Below are 16,167 nucleotides of genomic sequence, written 5' to 3'. Positions count from 1 at the left end.
CCTCGCCGGCGGCGAGGGCGCGCTCAGACGATACGACGCACGATCCCACGGTGGCCGAGTGACAGGAGTAGGCCGGCGGCGGCCAGGGCGGCTCCGGCGGCGGCGGTGTACGCCGGGAGTTGGGTGGGGATGCCGAGGTAGACGGTGATGCCGAGGATGCGGGACAGGCCCCAGGGCAGCAGGGCGAGCTGGTCGTTCCACACCGTCAGCGCTCGTTCCAGGCCCACCACCGAGACCAGGGTGGACAGCACGCCGAGGGGCACACCCGTGGCGGTGAGGGTCAGCCCGACGGCGCTTCGACCGCGCAGCCCGTACCGGTCCCGCAGGACCACCGCGCTGACCACGAACAGCCAGCAGAACGCGGCGAACGCGATGGTGACGTACGCGGCGCGCAGCCCGGGCACCGTCCAGAAGGCGAACCAGTATCCGCCTGGTCCGCGCCCGGCGAGCGCCGCCAGCAGCAGCACGCTGCGCAGCAGCGCGACGCCGCCGAGCGTGGTCCACAGGTGGAACGGGTCCCGCCGGCCGACGACGAGGCGTACGACGAGGGCGAACAGTGCCCACCCGCCGAGGGTGACAAGCAGGTGCGCCGGCGCGGCGAACCAGGTCAGCACGAGCCGGCTCGCCACCAGCACCACGGTCGGGACCAGCCACACCACCACCCGGTCCGCCCGTGTCGTGGGCGTCGGCAGCGTGGCGACCCGCCACGGCCGGAACGCGCCGAGCAGCAACCCGCGCGCGCCGGCCGCGCCGAACCCGCGACCGCGCAGGCCGAGCAGCAGCACCAGCAGGATCGACCCGAGCAGCGCCCGGGCCGCCCGAGCCATCGCCGGGTCCCGGTCGGCGCGTCGCGCCCCGATGTCCGCGGCGGTGAAGTTGTACGCGGGCAGGTCCAGGTCGGCGCCGTAGCGCTGCCGGTGTGCGTCGCGCGCATGGTGGTATGCCGTCGTCGCCATCCGCCAGTCGTGGCGGGCAGCCGGGGAACCGGTGTCCAGCCACTGCGCGTGCCGCAGCACCATGGTCCGGTACGCGCCAAGCGTCTCGAACAGGTCGACCTGGTAGTCGAGCGTCGCGGTGAAGCGTCCGCGCAGTTCGGCGTCCCGCCAGGTCGCCGGTTCGGTTGCGGCGACCAGATCCCGCATCTGCCGGGCCAGCAGGACGGCCTGCGTACCCTCCTCGATCGCCTCGTCGACGCGGCCGCCGGTCACCGCGTAGATGCTGTCCAGCGCGGCCGAGTCGCCGGTAGGGATGTCCCACTCGAAGATCCACATCATGGGCGGCGGTTCCAGCCCGAGCGCCCGCACCGACCGGTCCGCGTACGGACCGATGTAGAGGCCCTTCGTGACGGCTTGGCGGGACAGCGCCATGGCCCGCCCGATCGCGGCGACGGTGGCCGGGTCGCCGGAGAACGTGCGGTACGCCCAGTCCGCCGTGACCTGTGCCGGGTCGGCCCGCGGGTCCCAGGCCAGGCGGCCGACGGCGTACGTGTTGAGGTCGTAGAGCTGCCAGAACCCGGTGCGTAGGTACAGCGACATGGGCCCGGCGCGCAGTGGACCGCCGTCCTGGGTCCAGTTCCAGACACCCTCGACGTTCGGGTTGGCGGCAAGGAAGGCGCGCAGCGCTTCGCGGTGCAGCGGGCCGAGGTCGTTGGGCAACGAGCCGAACCCCTCGAACTCGCGCCGGGCCTGGAACTCGACGATGCGGCGGTGTCGGCCGCCCAGCAGGGTGGTGTTCAGCGGTAGGTGACTGTAGAAGTCGCCCAGGGTGTACTTGGTGGAGACGATCAGGTGCGGGTCGTCGAGCCCGCCGAGGACCCGCGCGTACGAATCCGGGTTGGTGTGCACATCGCCGACGGCGCCGACGCCCACCGTCCAGGTGCGGAAGATGATGTCCTTCCCGGCTGTGCCCGCCGTGTCCAGCAGCGCCCGCAGCATCGCGCGCACGGACGCCTCCGTGGTGACCGCGAGCCGCGACGAGTAGTCCCAGCCGGTCCCGGCGTACACCTCGCCGCCCTCGCCGATGCGGACCATCAGGCCGTCGACGAACGGCATGCTCTCGAACAGCTCGGCCAGGCCGGCCTGGTAGACCGACCACAGTCGAGGGTCGGCCACGTCGAGGCCGCCGACCGTCCGCGTCAGGTACGCCTCCAGTGGAGGCGACACCGCGAGCATGTCGGTCAGCAGGAACACCCGCACGCCCATGTCCTCGGCGTACCGGAAGACGGGGCCGAACGCCGCGACCAGCGCCCGCGCGCGGTCGACGTGCGGGTCGCCGGGTGGATAGACCGCGTGCCCGTCACCAACCTCGGCGAACGTGACGTACTCGAGGAAGCCGGGTACGACGACTCCGTTGAAGCCCTGTGCCACCGAGTGGTCGACGAACTGCCGAAACTGTGCGTCGATGCGGGCCACCGCGCCCGCGTCCACCCACGGTGCGCGAGGCAGCACCGCCGACCCGACCACGTCGGTGTTCAATCCGTAGTCGTCGCCGGCGGCGAAGACGGCCGGTTCGGGCTCGCGCCCCACCGAACCGGCGTCGGTCAGCCGCAGCCCGAGCCGGGGGGTGACCACCCGACCCGCGTCCGCTGCGGGGATCGCGTCGGCACCGGAGCTGATCCGGTCGGCCAGCCGGTACATCCCGGCTGCCACGCCCGCGACGTCGCCGCCCTGGACGGTCAGCTCGGTGTCGCGCACGTCGAGCCGGTACGACTCGGGCGTCCCGCCGAGGGTGGTCAGCACGCTCGCCCGCAGCGTGCGGACCGCCGACAGGTCCGGGGCCGCGCGGCGTGCCGTGCCGGTGCCCGGCGGGGCCGTCGCGGACCCGGCCGAGTTCGGTGCGGCCGGAACGAGCGCCGGCCGGGGCAGGCCGCGGCGAACGACCGCGTCGGCGACGGCGGCCGCGGCCTTCGTGAGGCGCGGCTCGTCGGGCACGACGAGGGACGCCAACGGCGGGAGCGGCGCGGGCGTCCGCGTCGGCGCGGCGACAGCCTCCTCGCGCGGGACTACGGCGGGGGCGTGGCTCAACCCCAGCGTGTCGCCGACCGCCCAGGCCATTGCCGCGCCGAGGGCCAACAGGACCACCGCGGCGACAAGCAGCGGGTACGGCCTGCGGGCCTGGACAACATGAGCCACGCCCGCATGCTAGTAGCCCGCCCGCGTTCGGCGGAGGAGCGGCGATCCGGTGACGTAGTTGGACGACGGTCAGCGCGATCAGGCCGGCCGGGCCGGGCTGACCGCCATGGGCGGCGGCGAGGAAGGCGCGGGCGAGGATCGCGTCCAGCGGTGCGCCAGGCCCTGTGTCAAAAGCCCCTGGCCGGCCTGCGGAGGCCGAGAGGACCGGCCGTTTCGGCCGCTGGTGAAACGCCGCTCGCGGGCCCGTGGTCCGGCCGGATCGGAGCCGCCCGCTCCATTGAGCGTGATGCCTGTGGGTCATCAAGATGACTCACAGGCATCACCCTCATTGTGGTGTCCGCCGTCCGCCCCTCGGCTCGACCGAGGACCTTGACACTCGGCCTAGCGGGCGAGCTCGTCCTCGACGTACGCGGGCCTCGCAAGCGTGATCGCCGGGATGGCCGCCACGAGGGCGACGGCGAGCAGGAACAGCAGCGGCAGGGTCCACCCGTCGCTCACGTCGTGCAGCAGACCGACCAGCAGCGGACCGAGTGCGCCGAACGCGTACGCGACCCCCTGGGCGAAGCCGCTCAGCGCGACGGTGCCGCCCTGCGTTCGGGTGCGGACGTTGATGAGCACGAGGCAGGCCGGGAACAGGATCGACCCCGAGCCGATGAGCAGCACCCAGAGCAGCGTGAGTGTCGCGGGCGCGAGCAGCAGGCCGAGGTAGCCGAGCACGAAGCTCGCGATACCGGCGGCGATCAGCCAGCCGACGTTGCGCAGTCGCGCGACGAGGAGGGGCGCGACGAGTGCGCCGGGCACGCTGACGATGCCGGTGACGGCGAGCAGCACACCGGCCTCGGTCGGCGTCGAGCCGGCGATGTCGCCGAGGATCTCGGGCAGCCAGGCGAAGGCCGCGTAGGTGCAGATCGTGCTGGTTGAGAACACGACGGTGATCGACAGGGCCACGCGTGACCGCCACAGTCGCGTGACGAGGGCGGCAGGCGAGGACTCGACGGCGACGGCATCCGAGAGTCGCTGGCGGCGCTCCCGCGCGATGATGACGAGCCACGGAGCGAGCGCGACCACCGAGGTGACCGACCAGATGCCGAGCGAGAACCGCCAGCCGATCTGCTCGGCGACCGGAGCGGCGGCAGCGGCGGGCACGGCCGTGCTCACGCCCACGATGCAGACGTAGACGGCGGTCAGCAGCGCCACCCGGTCGGGGAAGTAGCGCCGCACGATCGGCGGCAGCAGCACGTTGCCGATGCCCGTACCGGCGAGCGCGACGACACTGCCGACGAGCAGCACCGCGAAGCCCGGGGCGAACGCGCGCACGAGATGGCCGAGGGTCATGAGCAGCAGCGCGAGCACGATGCCGCCGTCGAGGCCGAAGCCGCGGGCGACCCGCGGAGCGATGAACCCGGACGCCGCCAACAGGATCGGTGGCAACGTGCCGAGCAGCCCGACGCCGATGTCCGATATCGGGATGTCCCCCCGGATGTCGCCGAGGATCGGCGATATCGCCGCAACAGCCTGGCGCAGGGTGAGTGCGACGAGCACGATGCCCAGCAGCGCCGCTGTGCGTCCCGCCCACAGTGGGAGGGGGCGGTGCTCGGACATCCGGCGAGTCTAGTACCCCAGGCGGGGATCGTGATCATGGCGTGCTGGCTGCTCATCGCTCGGGCGCGGTGGCGGCGTCGGCGGATCGACCTGAGGAGGGCGGCGGGCCGGTCGACGCCCAAGGAGCCGTACGCTGAGGTGGTGATCGATTTTCGTGCGGCGGTTGAGGCAGGCGACGCCGATGCAATCGAGGCGACCCTGGCCGACACCGTGCTGTTTCGGAGCCCGGTGGCGTTCAAGCCCTATCCGGGCAAGGCGATCACCGCAGCGATCCTGCGGGGTGTGCTGCGGGTGTTCGAGGACTTCCGGTACGTCCGTGAGCTGAGCGGCGAGGGCGGTCGTGATCACGCGCTGGTCTTCGAGGCGCGGATCGGCGACGTCGCCGTCGAGGGTTGTGACTTCCTGCACCTGGACGAGAGCGGCTTGATCGACGAGTTCACGGTGATGGTTCGCCCGCTGTCCGCCGCGCAGGCCCTGGCCGCCGCGATGGCCGCGCAGTTCGAGCAGATCCAGCGTGAGGCGACCGCCGGCTAGCGCTTCGACCCCCGCCGACGTGAGCCGACCGAGCATAGGCATGGTCGGACGAACGATCATTCGGGGCGGATCCCCGCTCGGAGTCAGGACAGTCGTCTCCGGTCCCCGGTCCAGGCCGCTTCCAGGATCGCGGTCAGGCTGGCGGTGTCGGTCGGGCCCGGGTGGTTCTGGATCAGGCGGGTGACGCCACTGGCCATCTCCGCGAAGCGCGGCAGATCGTCGCGAGCCACGCCGATGTCCGCCAGAGTGGGAGGGATGCCGATGTCGGCAAGGAGCCCGTCGAGCCAGCTGAGGAACGCGTCCGCGGCCTCGGCGTCGGACGCGCCGGTCACGTCGAGCCCGCACACCCCGGCGAGGATGGCCAACCGGTCGCTGATGGCATCCCTGGCCGCGTCGAGAGCGTAGGGGAGTAGCAGCCCGACGCCCAGACCGTGCGGTGTGTGCGTGGCTGCGCCGATGGGGTACTGGAGAGCGTGTGGGGCCGCGTTGCCCGCGTGGGAGAAGGCGAGTCCGGCGAGCATCGACCCGTAGGACATGTCGGCGCGGGCGTCCGTGTCGTCTCCGTCCCGGACCGCGCGACGCAGGCTGCGGGCGATCCGCTCCGCGGCCAGGAGCGCGTAGTGGTCGGTGATCGGGTTGCGGCCGAGGAACACCTGCTCCACCGGGTCGCGCGGCCCGTGGGGCCGGGACCGCGCGGTGTAGCTCTCCACGGCGTGACAGAACGCGTCGATGCCGGAGTGGGCGGTGACGGTCGCCGGGCAGGTGTAGGTGAGTTCGGGGTCCACGATGGCGAAGTCGGGCACGATGTGGACGCTGGAGACCCCCACCTTCAGCTCGCGGTCCGGGTCGGTCAACACCGAGACGGGCGTGAGCTCGGAACCGGTGCCCGACGTCGTCGGGACCGCCACGAGCGGAAGCGTCGGCCCCGGCACCTTCGACTCGCCGTAGAAGTCGCGCGGCGTCCCACCGTGCCGTCGGATGACGCCAACGATCTTGGCCAGGTCGATCACCGTGCCACCCCCGATGGCGAGGATGACGTCGGCGTCCACCTCGGCGGCGGCCGAGACGGCACGGGCGACATCGGAGAGCGGCACGTCCGAGGTCGCCTCGGAGAACACCTCGACGACCGCGACCTTCTCCCGCACGGCGGCCACGATGTCGGCCACGCCCGGCTGCCCCAGGAGAACCTGGTCGGTCACGATGAGGACTCGCGAGCCACTCTCGGCGACCACCCGTGGGATGTTCTGTGCGACCCCTTCGCCCACTATCAGCTGGCGTGGCCCGCGGACGGTCTCAAGCATGTCGGTGCCTCTCCAGAACGTCGACGGCGATGTACGGGGCGCAAGCCCGGGGCGGCAGGCCGGTCACGGCAGGTCGATCGCCGCGTAGGTGAGGTCGAGGTATTCGAGGATGCCCTCGTGCGACCCCTCCTTGCCGATCCCGGACTGCTTGACCCCTCCGAACGGAGCTGACGGGTCCGATATCAGGCCACGGTTGATGCCGAGCATCCCGGTCTGCAGGCCCTCGGCGAACCGGAGGGCTCGTTGGAGGTCGCGGGTGAAGACGTACCCGACCAGGCCGTGCTCGGTGTCGTTGGCCTTCGCCAGCACCTCGTCGTCGGACGTGAACGACATGATCGGCGCCACCGGACCGAAGATCTCGGTCTTGAGCATCCGCGCGTCGTCGGGTACGTCGACGAGGACCGTGGGCGGGTAGAAGTGGCCCGGCCCGTCTGGACGCTCACCGCCCACCAGGACGCGGGCGCCGCGGTCGACCGCGTCGGCGACGAGCTCGTCGATCGTGGTGACCGAGGCGTCGTCGATCAACGCCCCGACGTCGACGCCGTCGTCGAGACCGTGGCCCACGGCAAGCGCGCCCATCCGCTCGGCGAAACGCGCCGTGAACTCCTCGCGCACCGACTCCTCGACGTAGATCCGGTTGGCCGCGATGCAGGACTCGCCGATGTTGCGCATCTTGGCCACCATCGCGCCGTGGAGCGCGACGTCCAGGTCGGCGTCCGCGCACACGATCAGGGCCGCGTTGCCACCCAATTCCATCGAGGTACGCAGTACGTTGTCCGCGGCCTGCCGGAGCAGCACGCGTCCGACCTCGGTCGACCCGGTGAACGAGAGCTTGCGGGTCCGACTGTCGGCCAACAGCGCGGAGACGACCGTGCCGGAACGCTTGGTGGTCACGACGTTGACGACACCCGGGGGAACGCCTACCTCCTCCATGATGCGGGCCAGGAGCAGCATGGTGAGTGGCGTCTGGCCTGCTGGCTTGGTGATCGTCGTGCAGCCTGCGGCTAGCGCGGGAGCGATCTTGCGGGCGCCCATGGCCAACGGAAAGTTCCAGGGCGTCACGAAGACGCACGGTCCGACCGGCTTCGGCACGGTGAGGATGCGGTATCCACCTCCGGGAGCGGTGTTGTACCGGCCCTCGACGCGCACCGCCTCCTCCGCGAACCAACGGAAGAATTCGGCGCCGTAGGCCACCTCGGCTCGAGCCTGGGCGAGCGGCTTGCCCATTTCGAGCGTTATCAGCCGGGCGACCTCCTCGGATCGCTCGGTCAACGCCCGGTACGTCGCGGTCAACAACTCCGACCGTTTCCGTGGCGGGGTCGCGGCCCACTCCGTCATGGCCGTGCTCGCCGCGTCCAGGGCGGCGAGTCCGTCGACGACGTCGGCGTCCGCCACCTCGGCGATGGTCTTGCCGGTGGCCGGGTCTTCGACGGCGAAGGTGGCTCCGCTCGCGGCGTCGCCCCAGGCGTCGCCGATCCGGAGCCGCCGGTGCTCGGGGGCCAGGACGTTCATCGGGTCGTTCATTGCGTCGCCTCCTGTGCTCGTCTTGGCGATGCCGCGACTACCGCCCCGCCGCGGACAGCGACAGTCCGGTGTCCGCGTCGAACAGGTGCGCACGGTCCAGGTCGACCGTGACACGCAGGCGTTCGCCCGGCGTACCCGTGACGGTGGGCCGTGCCTTGACCTTGAGGATCGCCGTCCCCACCCGGACGTCGACAACCGTTCGGTCGCCGAGCGGCTCGAGCCCGTAGAGCTCTCCCGACAACGACGCGTCCCCGCGCTGCTCGACCGACAGGTCCTCCGCACGCAGGCCCAGCAGCAGCGGCCGACCGTCCTCGGCCGTGGTCCAGTGGGGTCGCGGCAGCGTCCAGCCCTCGGTACCGATCAGACGGTCTCCCTCGGCCTTACAGGCGAGCAGGCTGATCGGCGGGCTCCCGACGAATCCCGCGACCCACTGGTTGGCGGGACGCTCGTACACCTCGGTAGGCGTGCCGACCTGCTGCACCTTCCCCTCCTTGAGGACCGCCACCTGGTCGGCCATGGACAGGGCCTCGACCTGGTCGTTGGTCACGTAGACGAAGGTTGCCCCGAGGCTCCGGTGAATGCGGGTGAGTTCGGTGCGCATCTCGACGCGGAGCTTGAGGTCGAGGTTCGTCAGCGGCTCGTCCATGAGGAACGCGCGCGGGCGACGGACCAGCGCCCGGGCCAGGGCGACACGCTGCATCTCACCGCCCGACAACTGCGCCGGGCGACGCTGCAGCAGACGTTCGATGTGCAGCAGGCTCGACATCTGCTCGACGGCAGCGGCGATCTCGCTCGACGAACAGCGGCGTGCCCGCAGCGGCGATGCGATGTTCTCGTACGCGGTGTGCCGCGGGTAGAGGGCGTAGCTCTGGAAGACCATGGCCAGGTCGCGTGCGGCCGGGGCGTCGCCGGTCGCGTCCCTGCCGTCCAGGTGCACCGACCCGGCGTCGAGCTTCTCCAGGCCCGCTATCGCTCGCAGGGTCGTCGTCTTGCCCGCCCCGGAGGGCCCGAGTACGACGAAGAACGAGCCGTCCGGCACGTCCAGGGTCACCCCGTCCAGGGCTTGGACCTTCCCGAAGGACTTGCGTAGCCCTTGCGCTGCCAGGGTTCCCATCAGCCCACCAGCTCTTCCGTGCTCACGTCGTAGACAGCGGGGGTTCCACCGGTGTGCCGCAGTCCGACCTTCGCGTCGGCGGCGAAACGGACAGTCGGTGGCATCCGGACCCGTACGTCGCGCTGGCCGCCGTGGTCGACCACGTAGATGATCTCGTCGCCCAGCCACTCCACCGAGACCACCCGGGCCGGGATCGAGCCCTCCGCCCCTGGCGCGCTGACCTCCAGGGCCTCTGGCCGGACGCCGGCGACCAGGCGGCGGTCACGCGGCAGGCCCGGCGGCGGCGTGAGGACCAGTCCGCCCTGACTGTGCAGCGTGCCGTCGGCCACCTCCACGTCGATCAGGTTCATCGGCGGGGAGCCGATGAACGCGGCGCAGAAGAGACTCGCCGGGCGGTCGTAGACCTCCAGTGGCGTGCCGATCTGCTCCACGCGGCCCTTGTTGAGGATGGCGATCCGGTGACCGAGTGACATGGCCTCGACCTGGTCGTGGGTGACGTAGACCATCGTCGCGCCGAGTTCCCCTTGCAGGTGCTTGATCTCGGTGCGCATGTCGGCTCTCAGCTCGGCGTCCAGATTGGTGAGAGGTTCGTCCATGAGGAACGCGCGCGGTCGTCGCACCAGGGCGCGAGCAAGCGCGACGCGCTGCTGCTCGCCGCCGGACAGTTGGCGCGGTCGCCGGTCCAGAAGCGGACCGAGCCGCATCAGCCGGGCGGCCTCGTCGACCCGCTTCTGCACCTCCGACTTGGGTAGCCCCTCGGCCCGCAGTGGGAACGCCAGGTTGTCGCGCGTCCGGAGGTGCGGATAGAGAGCGTAGAACTGGAACACCATGGCGATGTCGCGCTCGGCGGGCGGCAGGTCGTTGACCAGCGTGTCGCCGATCCGGATGTCGCCGGTCGTCTGCCTCTCCAGGCCGGCGATGGCCCGCAGCGTGGTCGTCTTGCCGCAGCCCGAGGGGCCGAGCATCACGAACAGCTCGCCGTCCTCGATGGACAGGTCCACGTGGTCGACCGCGACCGTCCCGTCCGGGTAGCGCTTGTGCAGGGCCGTCACCTCGATGCCCGCCATCAGCGTCGCACCGCCCCGAGCGTCACACCGGCGACGAGGTGCTTGCGCACCAGGTACGCGAAGACGAGCACCGGCAGGGCGAACACCACCGAGGCGGCGGCGACGAGCCCCCAGTCCGTCGTGGTGCCGCCGATGAGGCCGGCGATGGCGGGTGGAGCCGTCCGCACGTCGTCGCTGGAGGTGAGGAAGGTGGCGAACACGAACTCGTTCCACGAGAAGATGAGCGCGAAGACCGCCGTCGCGGCGATGCCGGGTACGAGCAGGGGAAGGGTGAATCGCCAGAACGACTGCAAGCGGGTGTAGCCGTCGAGCATGGCGGCATCCTCGTACTCCGCGGGTACCTCGTCGACGAACCCCTTCATCATCCAGATCGTGAACGGCACGTTGAACGCGGTGTAGATGAGGATCAGACCGATCTTGTTGTCGATGAGCCCGACCTGGCGGTACATGAGGAAGATCGGGATCACGACCACGACCGGCGGCATGAAGCGGGTCGACAGGATGAAGAACAGCTGGTCCTTCTTGGCCTTCACGGCGAAGCGCGAGTAGGCCCAGGCCGCCGGCACACCCAGCACGGTGGCCAGCACCGTGGAGACCCCGGCGACCACGACGGAGTTGAGGAACGAGACGGACAGGGCCGAGCGACCGCCGTCCGGGTCGACGAACACGTCCCGGTAGTGATCCAGGGTGACCGTGAAGTCGAAGAACTTGGCCGGGATGGCGTAGACGTCCCGGTTCTCCTTGATGGACGTCTCGATCATCCAGAGCACCGGAAAGAGCATCACGACGGCCAGCGCGGTCAACAGCGCGACCTCCAGCACGGAGCGACCCCGGCTGCCAAGGCGCCGCGCGGGGGGAGTGTGACCCCGGGCGGGGCCCGTCGATACGGCCTCGTCGACGGAGACGGCCATCAGCCCTCCTTGAGCTTGTTCAGATAGCGCAGGTAGAACTGCGTGAGGACGATGACGACGAGGACCATGAGGATTCCGTACGCCGAGGCGGTTCCGGTGTTGAAGCCGAGGAACGCGACCTTGTAGATGTGGAACGACAAGGTCTCGGTGGAGACGCCCGGCCCTCCGTTGGTCAGGATGTAGACGAGGTCGAACAGCCGGAACGCCTCGATGGCCCGGAACATCACGGCGATGAGCAGCAGCGGCCACACCAGCGGAAGAGTGATGGTGCGGAACCGGAACCACTCGGACGCCCGGTCGATCGAGGCGGCCTCGTACAGGTACTTGGGCACGGCGGTGAGGCCCGCGAGCGCGATGAGCATGATGAACGGCGTCCATTGCCAGGTGTCGACGACGATCAGGGAGAGCAGTGCCGTTCGCTGTCGGGTGAGCCACTCCACCTGCCCCAGGCCGAGCGAGCCGAGCATGCTGTTGGTCACGCCGAACTGCGCGTCGAGCATGAATCGCCAGAACAGCCCGACCACGACCGGCGACAGCATCATCGGCACCAGGAACAGCGTGGTCAGCACTCCCCGCCCATGCGTACGCCGCGAGATCAGGTAGGCGATGCCGAATCCGAGGACGGTCTGCAGGCCGACCGCGCCGACCACGTAGATCAAGGTCGTCAAGGCCCTCGTGTGGACCTGGGCCGACGTCAGGATGGCGGTGTAGTTGCCGAACCCGATGAAGTCGGCAGGCCCCCCGCGGGTGGCCGAGTAGTCGGTGAAGGACAGGTACAACGCCCACAGCAACGGGAACACCGACATGGCCAGCAACAGCAGCATCGCGGGGGATATGAACGTCACGGCGAGCCAACGGTCGCTCAGCCGGCGGGACCGACCCCGCGCAGGTGGCGTCGTGGACGCCACCTGCGCAGGGCGATCGGTCGTCGAAGGGGCGACGTCACTCACAGTCCGCCGCCGCCCTTGCGGCCGCTCGAGTCGAGCACACCCTGCTGCTCCTTGGCGATGTCGTCGAGCGCATCCTTCGGCTTCTTCGCGCCGTTGAGGGCCGCGTTCACGTTGGTGTTCTCGATGTCGACGAGGCGCGCGTACTCGGGCACGTTCCACATGTCCCGCATCCGCGGCACCGAGTCGGCGTACACCTGGTTGAACGGCCCGGCGTTGAGGAACTCGGGCGACTGTAGGGCGTCCGTACGCGACGGCACACCGCCGGCCGCGGCCCACTTCTTCTGGATGTCGGCCCGCTCGAACCACTTCATGAAGTTCAGGGCCTCGGCCTGGTTGGCGGAGGACGAGTAGGCCGACACGTGCATCCCCATGCCGCCGAGCGGGACCAGGTTGGTCTTCTGGGTGGGCAGGGTGGCAAAGCCCAGCTTGTCGAGAATCTGCGCCCGCGTGGTGCCGAGCGTCGACTGCTTCGGGTCGAGCAGCCCGCCGCTCGCGGCGATCCAGTTGAACGCGATGCACGCCTTGCCCTGGGCGACGGCCGCGTTCACCTCGTCGATGAACCAGTTGCCGGAGCCCTTGGCGGTCAGCGGCTTCATCTTGTTGACCAGGACGTCCATCGCCTCCTGGCCCGCCGCGTCGTTGAGGATGCCCTCGATCTTGCGGTTCTTGGCGTCCCAGAGGTTGCCGCCGTAGACGCCGTTGACCGTGTTGTAGGTGACGGCCGCGGCGTCGGAGCCGTTGGCCTGGTGGAAAGCCAGTCCGCTGACGCCGGGGTTGTCCGCCTGGCACTTCGCGGCGGCCGCGATCATCTGGTCCCAGGTCTGCGGCGGCTTGTCGCCGATCAGGTCCTTGCGGTAGATCATCGTCCAGGTGTCGCCGAGCAGCGGCAGGCCGTACAGGCTGGCGTTCTCGTCGCGCTTGCCGGTCTCCGCCTGGGGGAACTGGCCGTAGGCCGCCAGGAGGTACGGGTTGTAGGCGTTGACCTCGATGTTGTTCTTGACGAAGTCGGTGATGTCGAGGATGTTGCCGTTCGTCACGGCCTCGCCGATGTGCTGCGAGTCCAGGATCGCGATGTCGAAGTCGGTCTTGCGGGCGGCGAACTGGGTGAACATCGCGTCGTGCCAGTTCGCGTTCGGCACGGTGTTGACCTTGATGGTCGCGTTCGGCCGCTCCTTCTTGTACTCCGCGTTCGCGAAGTCCTCCAGTGCGTGGGCGGGCGGCCAGTCGAACCAGATGAAGCTGAGGGTCAGCGGGTCCTTGGTGAGTTTCGGGATGGTCGCCGGCGCCTTGGGAGCGCTCGCCTTCTCGTCGTCGTCCTTGCTGTCGCCGCAGGCCGCCATGGTCGTGGCCACGAGCAGCAGGGCAGCCGTCGCCAGCCGCACCTTCCGGCCGGGAGTGGGTGTTCGTCCTGTTCGCTTCGGAATCCGCATCGTCTCGCCTGCTCTCTGGGTGGGGACTTCTAGGCCTCGCTATGTGCTTCGCCGAGCAGTTGCTGGGTTGTCCAGGCGCGTTGCCGGGCCGTCGCGGAGCCGGATGACCGACGTGGCGATGGCGGCCGTTCCGCGATGGTGGAGGATGAAGATCATCCGCCACTTTTCCTATACGATCCTGTGGGGGCGTCAGAATGCCGCAGCGTTGTGACTGATGTCAACAGGTTCCCGCAGGCGCAAGAGAGGACGTCAGGTCACGATGGACGACGATGCGATGATCGCGCGGGGCCGGAGGGCCACGCCGGGTGCGATGCCGCCGGGAAGATCTCGCGGCCGGCTTGCCGACGAGGTGTACGACACGCTGCTCGGACAGCTGATGTCACTACGGATCGAGCCCGGCTCGCGCGTCACGATCGACGTCCTGGCGCGGGAGCTGGGAGTGTCGCAGACGCCGATCCGAGACGCCCTCAACCGCATGGAGGCCGAGGGTCTGGTCGTGCGCGTGCCGCATGCCGGCTACCGCATCCCTCCCCAGATCACCCGCCAGCGATTCGAGGACATGCTCGAGGTGCGCCTGCTCCTCGAGCCGGCAGCGGCGCGCAGATCCGCCGAGCGCGCAACCTCCGAGCAGGTGGCCGGTCTGCGGCGGATGCTGGAGGAGATGGCGGAGCTGGAAGAGGGCAACGGGCTGCTGGCCTATGGCGCCTTCGGGCTCCGCGACGCCGCCTTCCACGATCTCGTCGCCCTGAGCGCGGAGAACCAGGTCATCCGTGAAGCGCTCGCTCGACTGCACAGCCATGTGCACCTCTTCCGGCTCCACCACGACACCCAGGTCACCCACCTGGCCATGGCCGAGCACGAGGAGGTCGTGGCCGCGATCGCCGCACGCGACCCCGACGGCGCGGCCTACGCGATGCGTCGGCACATCCTGCGGTCCGGCGAGCGTTTCCGGCGGATCTTCGACGAGGTCAGGAACGCGGAGGGAGTCAATGTGGAGGGTTGACGGGCGGGCTGGGTCGAGGAATGCTAACTCGATCAGATCGGATTGTATCTGATCCACCACACCCGTCCCCATACGCGAGGAGAAGCAGGTGCCCAGAGCGCTGCTCCTGACCGGCGACGCCGCCGAGGAACTCGACACCATGTATCCCTACTACCGCGTGCAGGAGGGCGGCTGGGACGTCGACGTCTCGTCACGGACGACGCGCGACGTGCAACTGGTCATCCACGAGTTCGACCCCAACTCCGACGCCTACGTCGAGAAGAACGGCCGGAAGCTGCCGGTCGACGTGCCCTGGGCCGAGGTCGACGTCGAGCGCTATGACGCCCTCATCATCCCCGGGGGACGTGCCCCCGAGTGGATCCGGGTCGACGCCGACGTCAGGCGCATCACCGAGCACTTCTTCGCGCGCAACCTCCCCATCGCGCTGGTGTGCCACGGCGCGCAGGTGCCAGCGGTGTACGGGCTGCTGAAGGGTCGGAAGACGGCCTGCTTCCCGCCCATCACCGGTGACATGGAGAACGCGGGCGCGACGGTCATCGACGCACCCGACGTCGTGGACGGCAACCTCGTCTCCTGCCGGGGGTGGCCCGACATGCCGCAGTTCGGCAGGGCGATGATGGAGGTCTTCACGAAGTCCGTCAGCTCCGCATCGGCATGAGTGCACCTGGCCTGCCCCGGTGACAGCGCTTCGGACCGTCACGGTCGACGGTTCCCCCGTACACGTCCTGGAGAGCGGCGCCGGGCCCACGGTGCTGATGCTGCACGGCTCCGGACCCGGCACGACCGGGTCCGGCGCCTGGGCGACGACGGCGCAGGCGCTGGGCGCGTCCTGGCACCTGGTGGCTCCTGACCAGGCGGGCTTCGGCCGTACGCCCGTCCCGGCGGGCTCCAGGGGTGGGTTGCGGCTGTGGACGGAGCAGGCCGCGCGCCTGATGGATGCTCTCGGCAGCGAGTCCTACGCGGTGGTGGGTCACTCCATGGGCGGTGCCGTGGCGCTGGCGTTGGCGGCCGCGCGCCCCGAGCAGGTCACCCGTGTCGTGGCGGTCTCGACGATGGGTGCCCCCGGAGCGCCGATGTCTGCCGATCTCGACGCGGTCTGGGCCGCCCCCGCCGGTCCGCTCGGGGCACGAGACATGCTGAGTCGCCTCGTCCGCGACCAGGCGCTCGTGACCGACGCGGCCGTCGAGGCCCGTGCGGCCGCGATGCGAGCGGGGGAGGCCGCATTCGCCGCACTGTTCCCTCCACCCAGGGCGCGCTGGGTCGACGATCTCACCCTCTCGGCGCAGACGCTGGCGGCGATCCGCGCCCCCGTGCTGCTCGTGCATGGCGCCGAGGACCGCGTCACGCCTCTCGGTACGGCGACCCAGCCCCTGCTCGAACACCTGGCCGACGTCCGGCTGCACGTGTTCGGCCGATGTGGACACGTACCGGCGATCGAGCACCCGCACGAGTTCCGGCATCTGCTGTCGTGCTTCCTCCACCCGGTCCAGAGCCACTGATCGCTGTGTCAGGTTGCGCCTCCACTCCGGCTGCGGCGTCCTCGACGACCAGGCAGCGCTGCGGTGGGCTGCGCAGCAGGTCGGCCGCACGGCGACCCGGC

Annotated in this window: 13 protein-coding genes; 4 read left to right on the top strand and 9 right to left on the bottom strand. The window is 70.1% G+C overall.

What is annotated here, in order from left to right; all coding sequences use genetic code 11:
- Window positions 1-23: 23 nt before the first annotated feature.
- Window positions 24-3,131 carry a hypothetical protein gene (locus tag ABZV06_RS01060; RefSeq protein WP_355617561.1) on the bottom strand — a complete coding sequence of 1,036 codons (3,108 nt, stop codon included), beginning with the start codon at window positions 3,129-3,131 and terminating at the stop codon, window positions 24-26.
- A gap of 381 nt (window positions 3,132-3,512) precedes the next feature.
- Window positions 3,513-4,733: an MFS transporter gene (locus tag ABZV06_RS01055; protein WP_355617559.1), complete on the bottom strand. Its 1,221-nt coding sequence runs from the start codon at window positions 4,731-4,733 to the stop codon at window positions 3,513-3,515.
- Here ABZV06_RS01055 and ABZV06_RS01050 point away from each other — a divergent pair.
- Window positions 4,722-5,267, top strand: a complete 546-nt coding sequence (locus ABZV06_RS01050; protein ID WP_355617556.1) for a nuclear transport factor 2 family protein — start codon at window positions 4,722-4,724, stop codon at window positions 5,265-5,267. The genes ABZV06_RS01055 and ABZV06_RS01050 overlap by 12 nt on opposite strands.
- An 83-nt stretch (window positions 5,268-5,350) precedes the next feature.
- Here ABZV06_RS01050 and ABZV06_RS01045 read toward each other — a convergent pair whose 3' ends face one another.
- The 7 genes from ABZV06_RS01045 to ABZV06_RS01015 form a co-directional block, all read right to left on the bottom strand.
- A complete protein-coding gene (locus ABZV06_RS01045; protein WP_355617554.1) occupies window positions 5,351-6,568 on the bottom strand; it encodes an iron-containing alcohol dehydrogenase in 1,218 nt (405 codons plus the stop codon).
- A 63-nt stretch (window positions 6,569-6,631) separates the two neighbouring features.
- On the bottom strand, window positions 6,632-8,092 hold the full coding sequence (locus tag ABZV06_RS01040; protein WP_355617551.1) for an NAD-dependent succinate-semialdehyde dehydrogenase: 1,461 nt from the start codon (window positions 8,090-8,092) through the stop codon (window positions 6,632-6,634).
- Window positions 8,093-8,129: 37 nt separating this feature from the next.
- The gene (locus ABZV06_RS01035) at window positions 8,130-9,206 is read right to left on the bottom strand and encodes an ABC transporter ATP-binding protein (RefSeq protein WP_355617548.1); all 1,077 of its coding nucleotides are present in this window, start codon (window positions 9,204-9,206) and stop codon (window positions 8,130-8,132) included.
- Complete coding sequence (locus ABZV06_RS01030) at window positions 9,206-10,273, bottom strand: ATP-binding cassette domain-containing protein (protein WP_355235952.1); 1,068 nt, start codon at window positions 10,271-10,273, stop codon at window positions 9,206-9,208. The genes ABZV06_RS01035 and ABZV06_RS01030 overlap by 1 nt, the downstream gene beginning before the upstream one ends.
- Window positions 10,273-11,184 carry a carbohydrate ABC transporter permease gene (locus ABZV06_RS01025; protein WP_355235955.1) on the bottom strand — a complete coding sequence of 304 codons (912 nt, stop codon included), beginning with the start codon at window positions 11,182-11,184 and terminating at the stop codon, window positions 10,273-10,275. The genes ABZV06_RS01030 and ABZV06_RS01025 overlap by 1 nt, the downstream gene beginning before the upstream one ends.
- Entirely contained in the window at window positions 11,184-12,029 is an 846-nt protein-coding gene (locus ABZV06_RS01020) for a sugar ABC transporter permease (RefSeq protein WP_355235958.1), read from the bottom strand. Before ABZV06_RS01020 ends, ABZV06_RS01025 begins: the two co-directional genes overlap by 1 nt.
- A gap of 101 nt (window positions 12,030-12,130) precedes the next feature.
- Window positions 12,131-13,486: an extracellular solute-binding protein gene (locus tag ABZV06_RS01015; protein WP_355617545.1), complete on the bottom strand. Its 1,356-nt coding sequence runs from the start codon at window positions 13,484-13,486 to the stop codon at window positions 12,131-12,133.
- Window positions 13,487-13,823: 337 nt separating this feature from the next.
- On the opposite strand from ABZV06_RS01015, the gene ABZV06_RS01010 reads away from it, so the two are divergent.
- From ABZV06_RS01010 to ABZV06_RS01000, 3 genes are all read left to right on the top strand, one after another.
- Window positions 13,824-14,567 (top strand): GntR family transcriptional regulator, encoded by a 744-nt coding sequence (locus tag ABZV06_RS01010; RefSeq protein WP_355235964.1) that lies wholly within the window; start codon window positions 13,824-13,826, stop codon window positions 14,565-14,567.
- An 88-nt stretch (window positions 14,568-14,655) separates the two neighbouring features.
- The gene (locus ABZV06_RS01005) at window positions 14,656-15,225 is read left to right on the top strand and encodes a DJ-1/PfpI family protein (RefSeq protein ID WP_355235967.1); all 570 of its coding nucleotides are present in this window, start codon (window positions 14,656-14,658) and stop codon (window positions 15,223-15,225) included.
- A 19-nt stretch (window positions 15,226-15,244) separates the two neighbouring features.
- Window positions 15,245-16,066, top strand: a complete 822-nt coding sequence (locus ABZV06_RS01000; RefSeq protein WP_355235970.1) for an alpha/beta hydrolase — start codon at window positions 15,245-15,247, stop codon at window positions 16,064-16,066.
- The last annotated feature ends 101 nt before the right edge of the window (window positions 16,067-16,167 follow it).

The organism is Micromonospora sp. NPDC005172, from assembly GCF_040608555.1.
Classification (GTDB): domain Bacteria; phylum Actinomycetota; class Actinomycetes; order Mycobacteriales; family Micromonosporaceae; genus Micromonospora.
The sequence above is the reverse complement of the archived record's forward strand: the minus strand, read 5'-3'. Positions and strand labels throughout refer to the sequence as shown.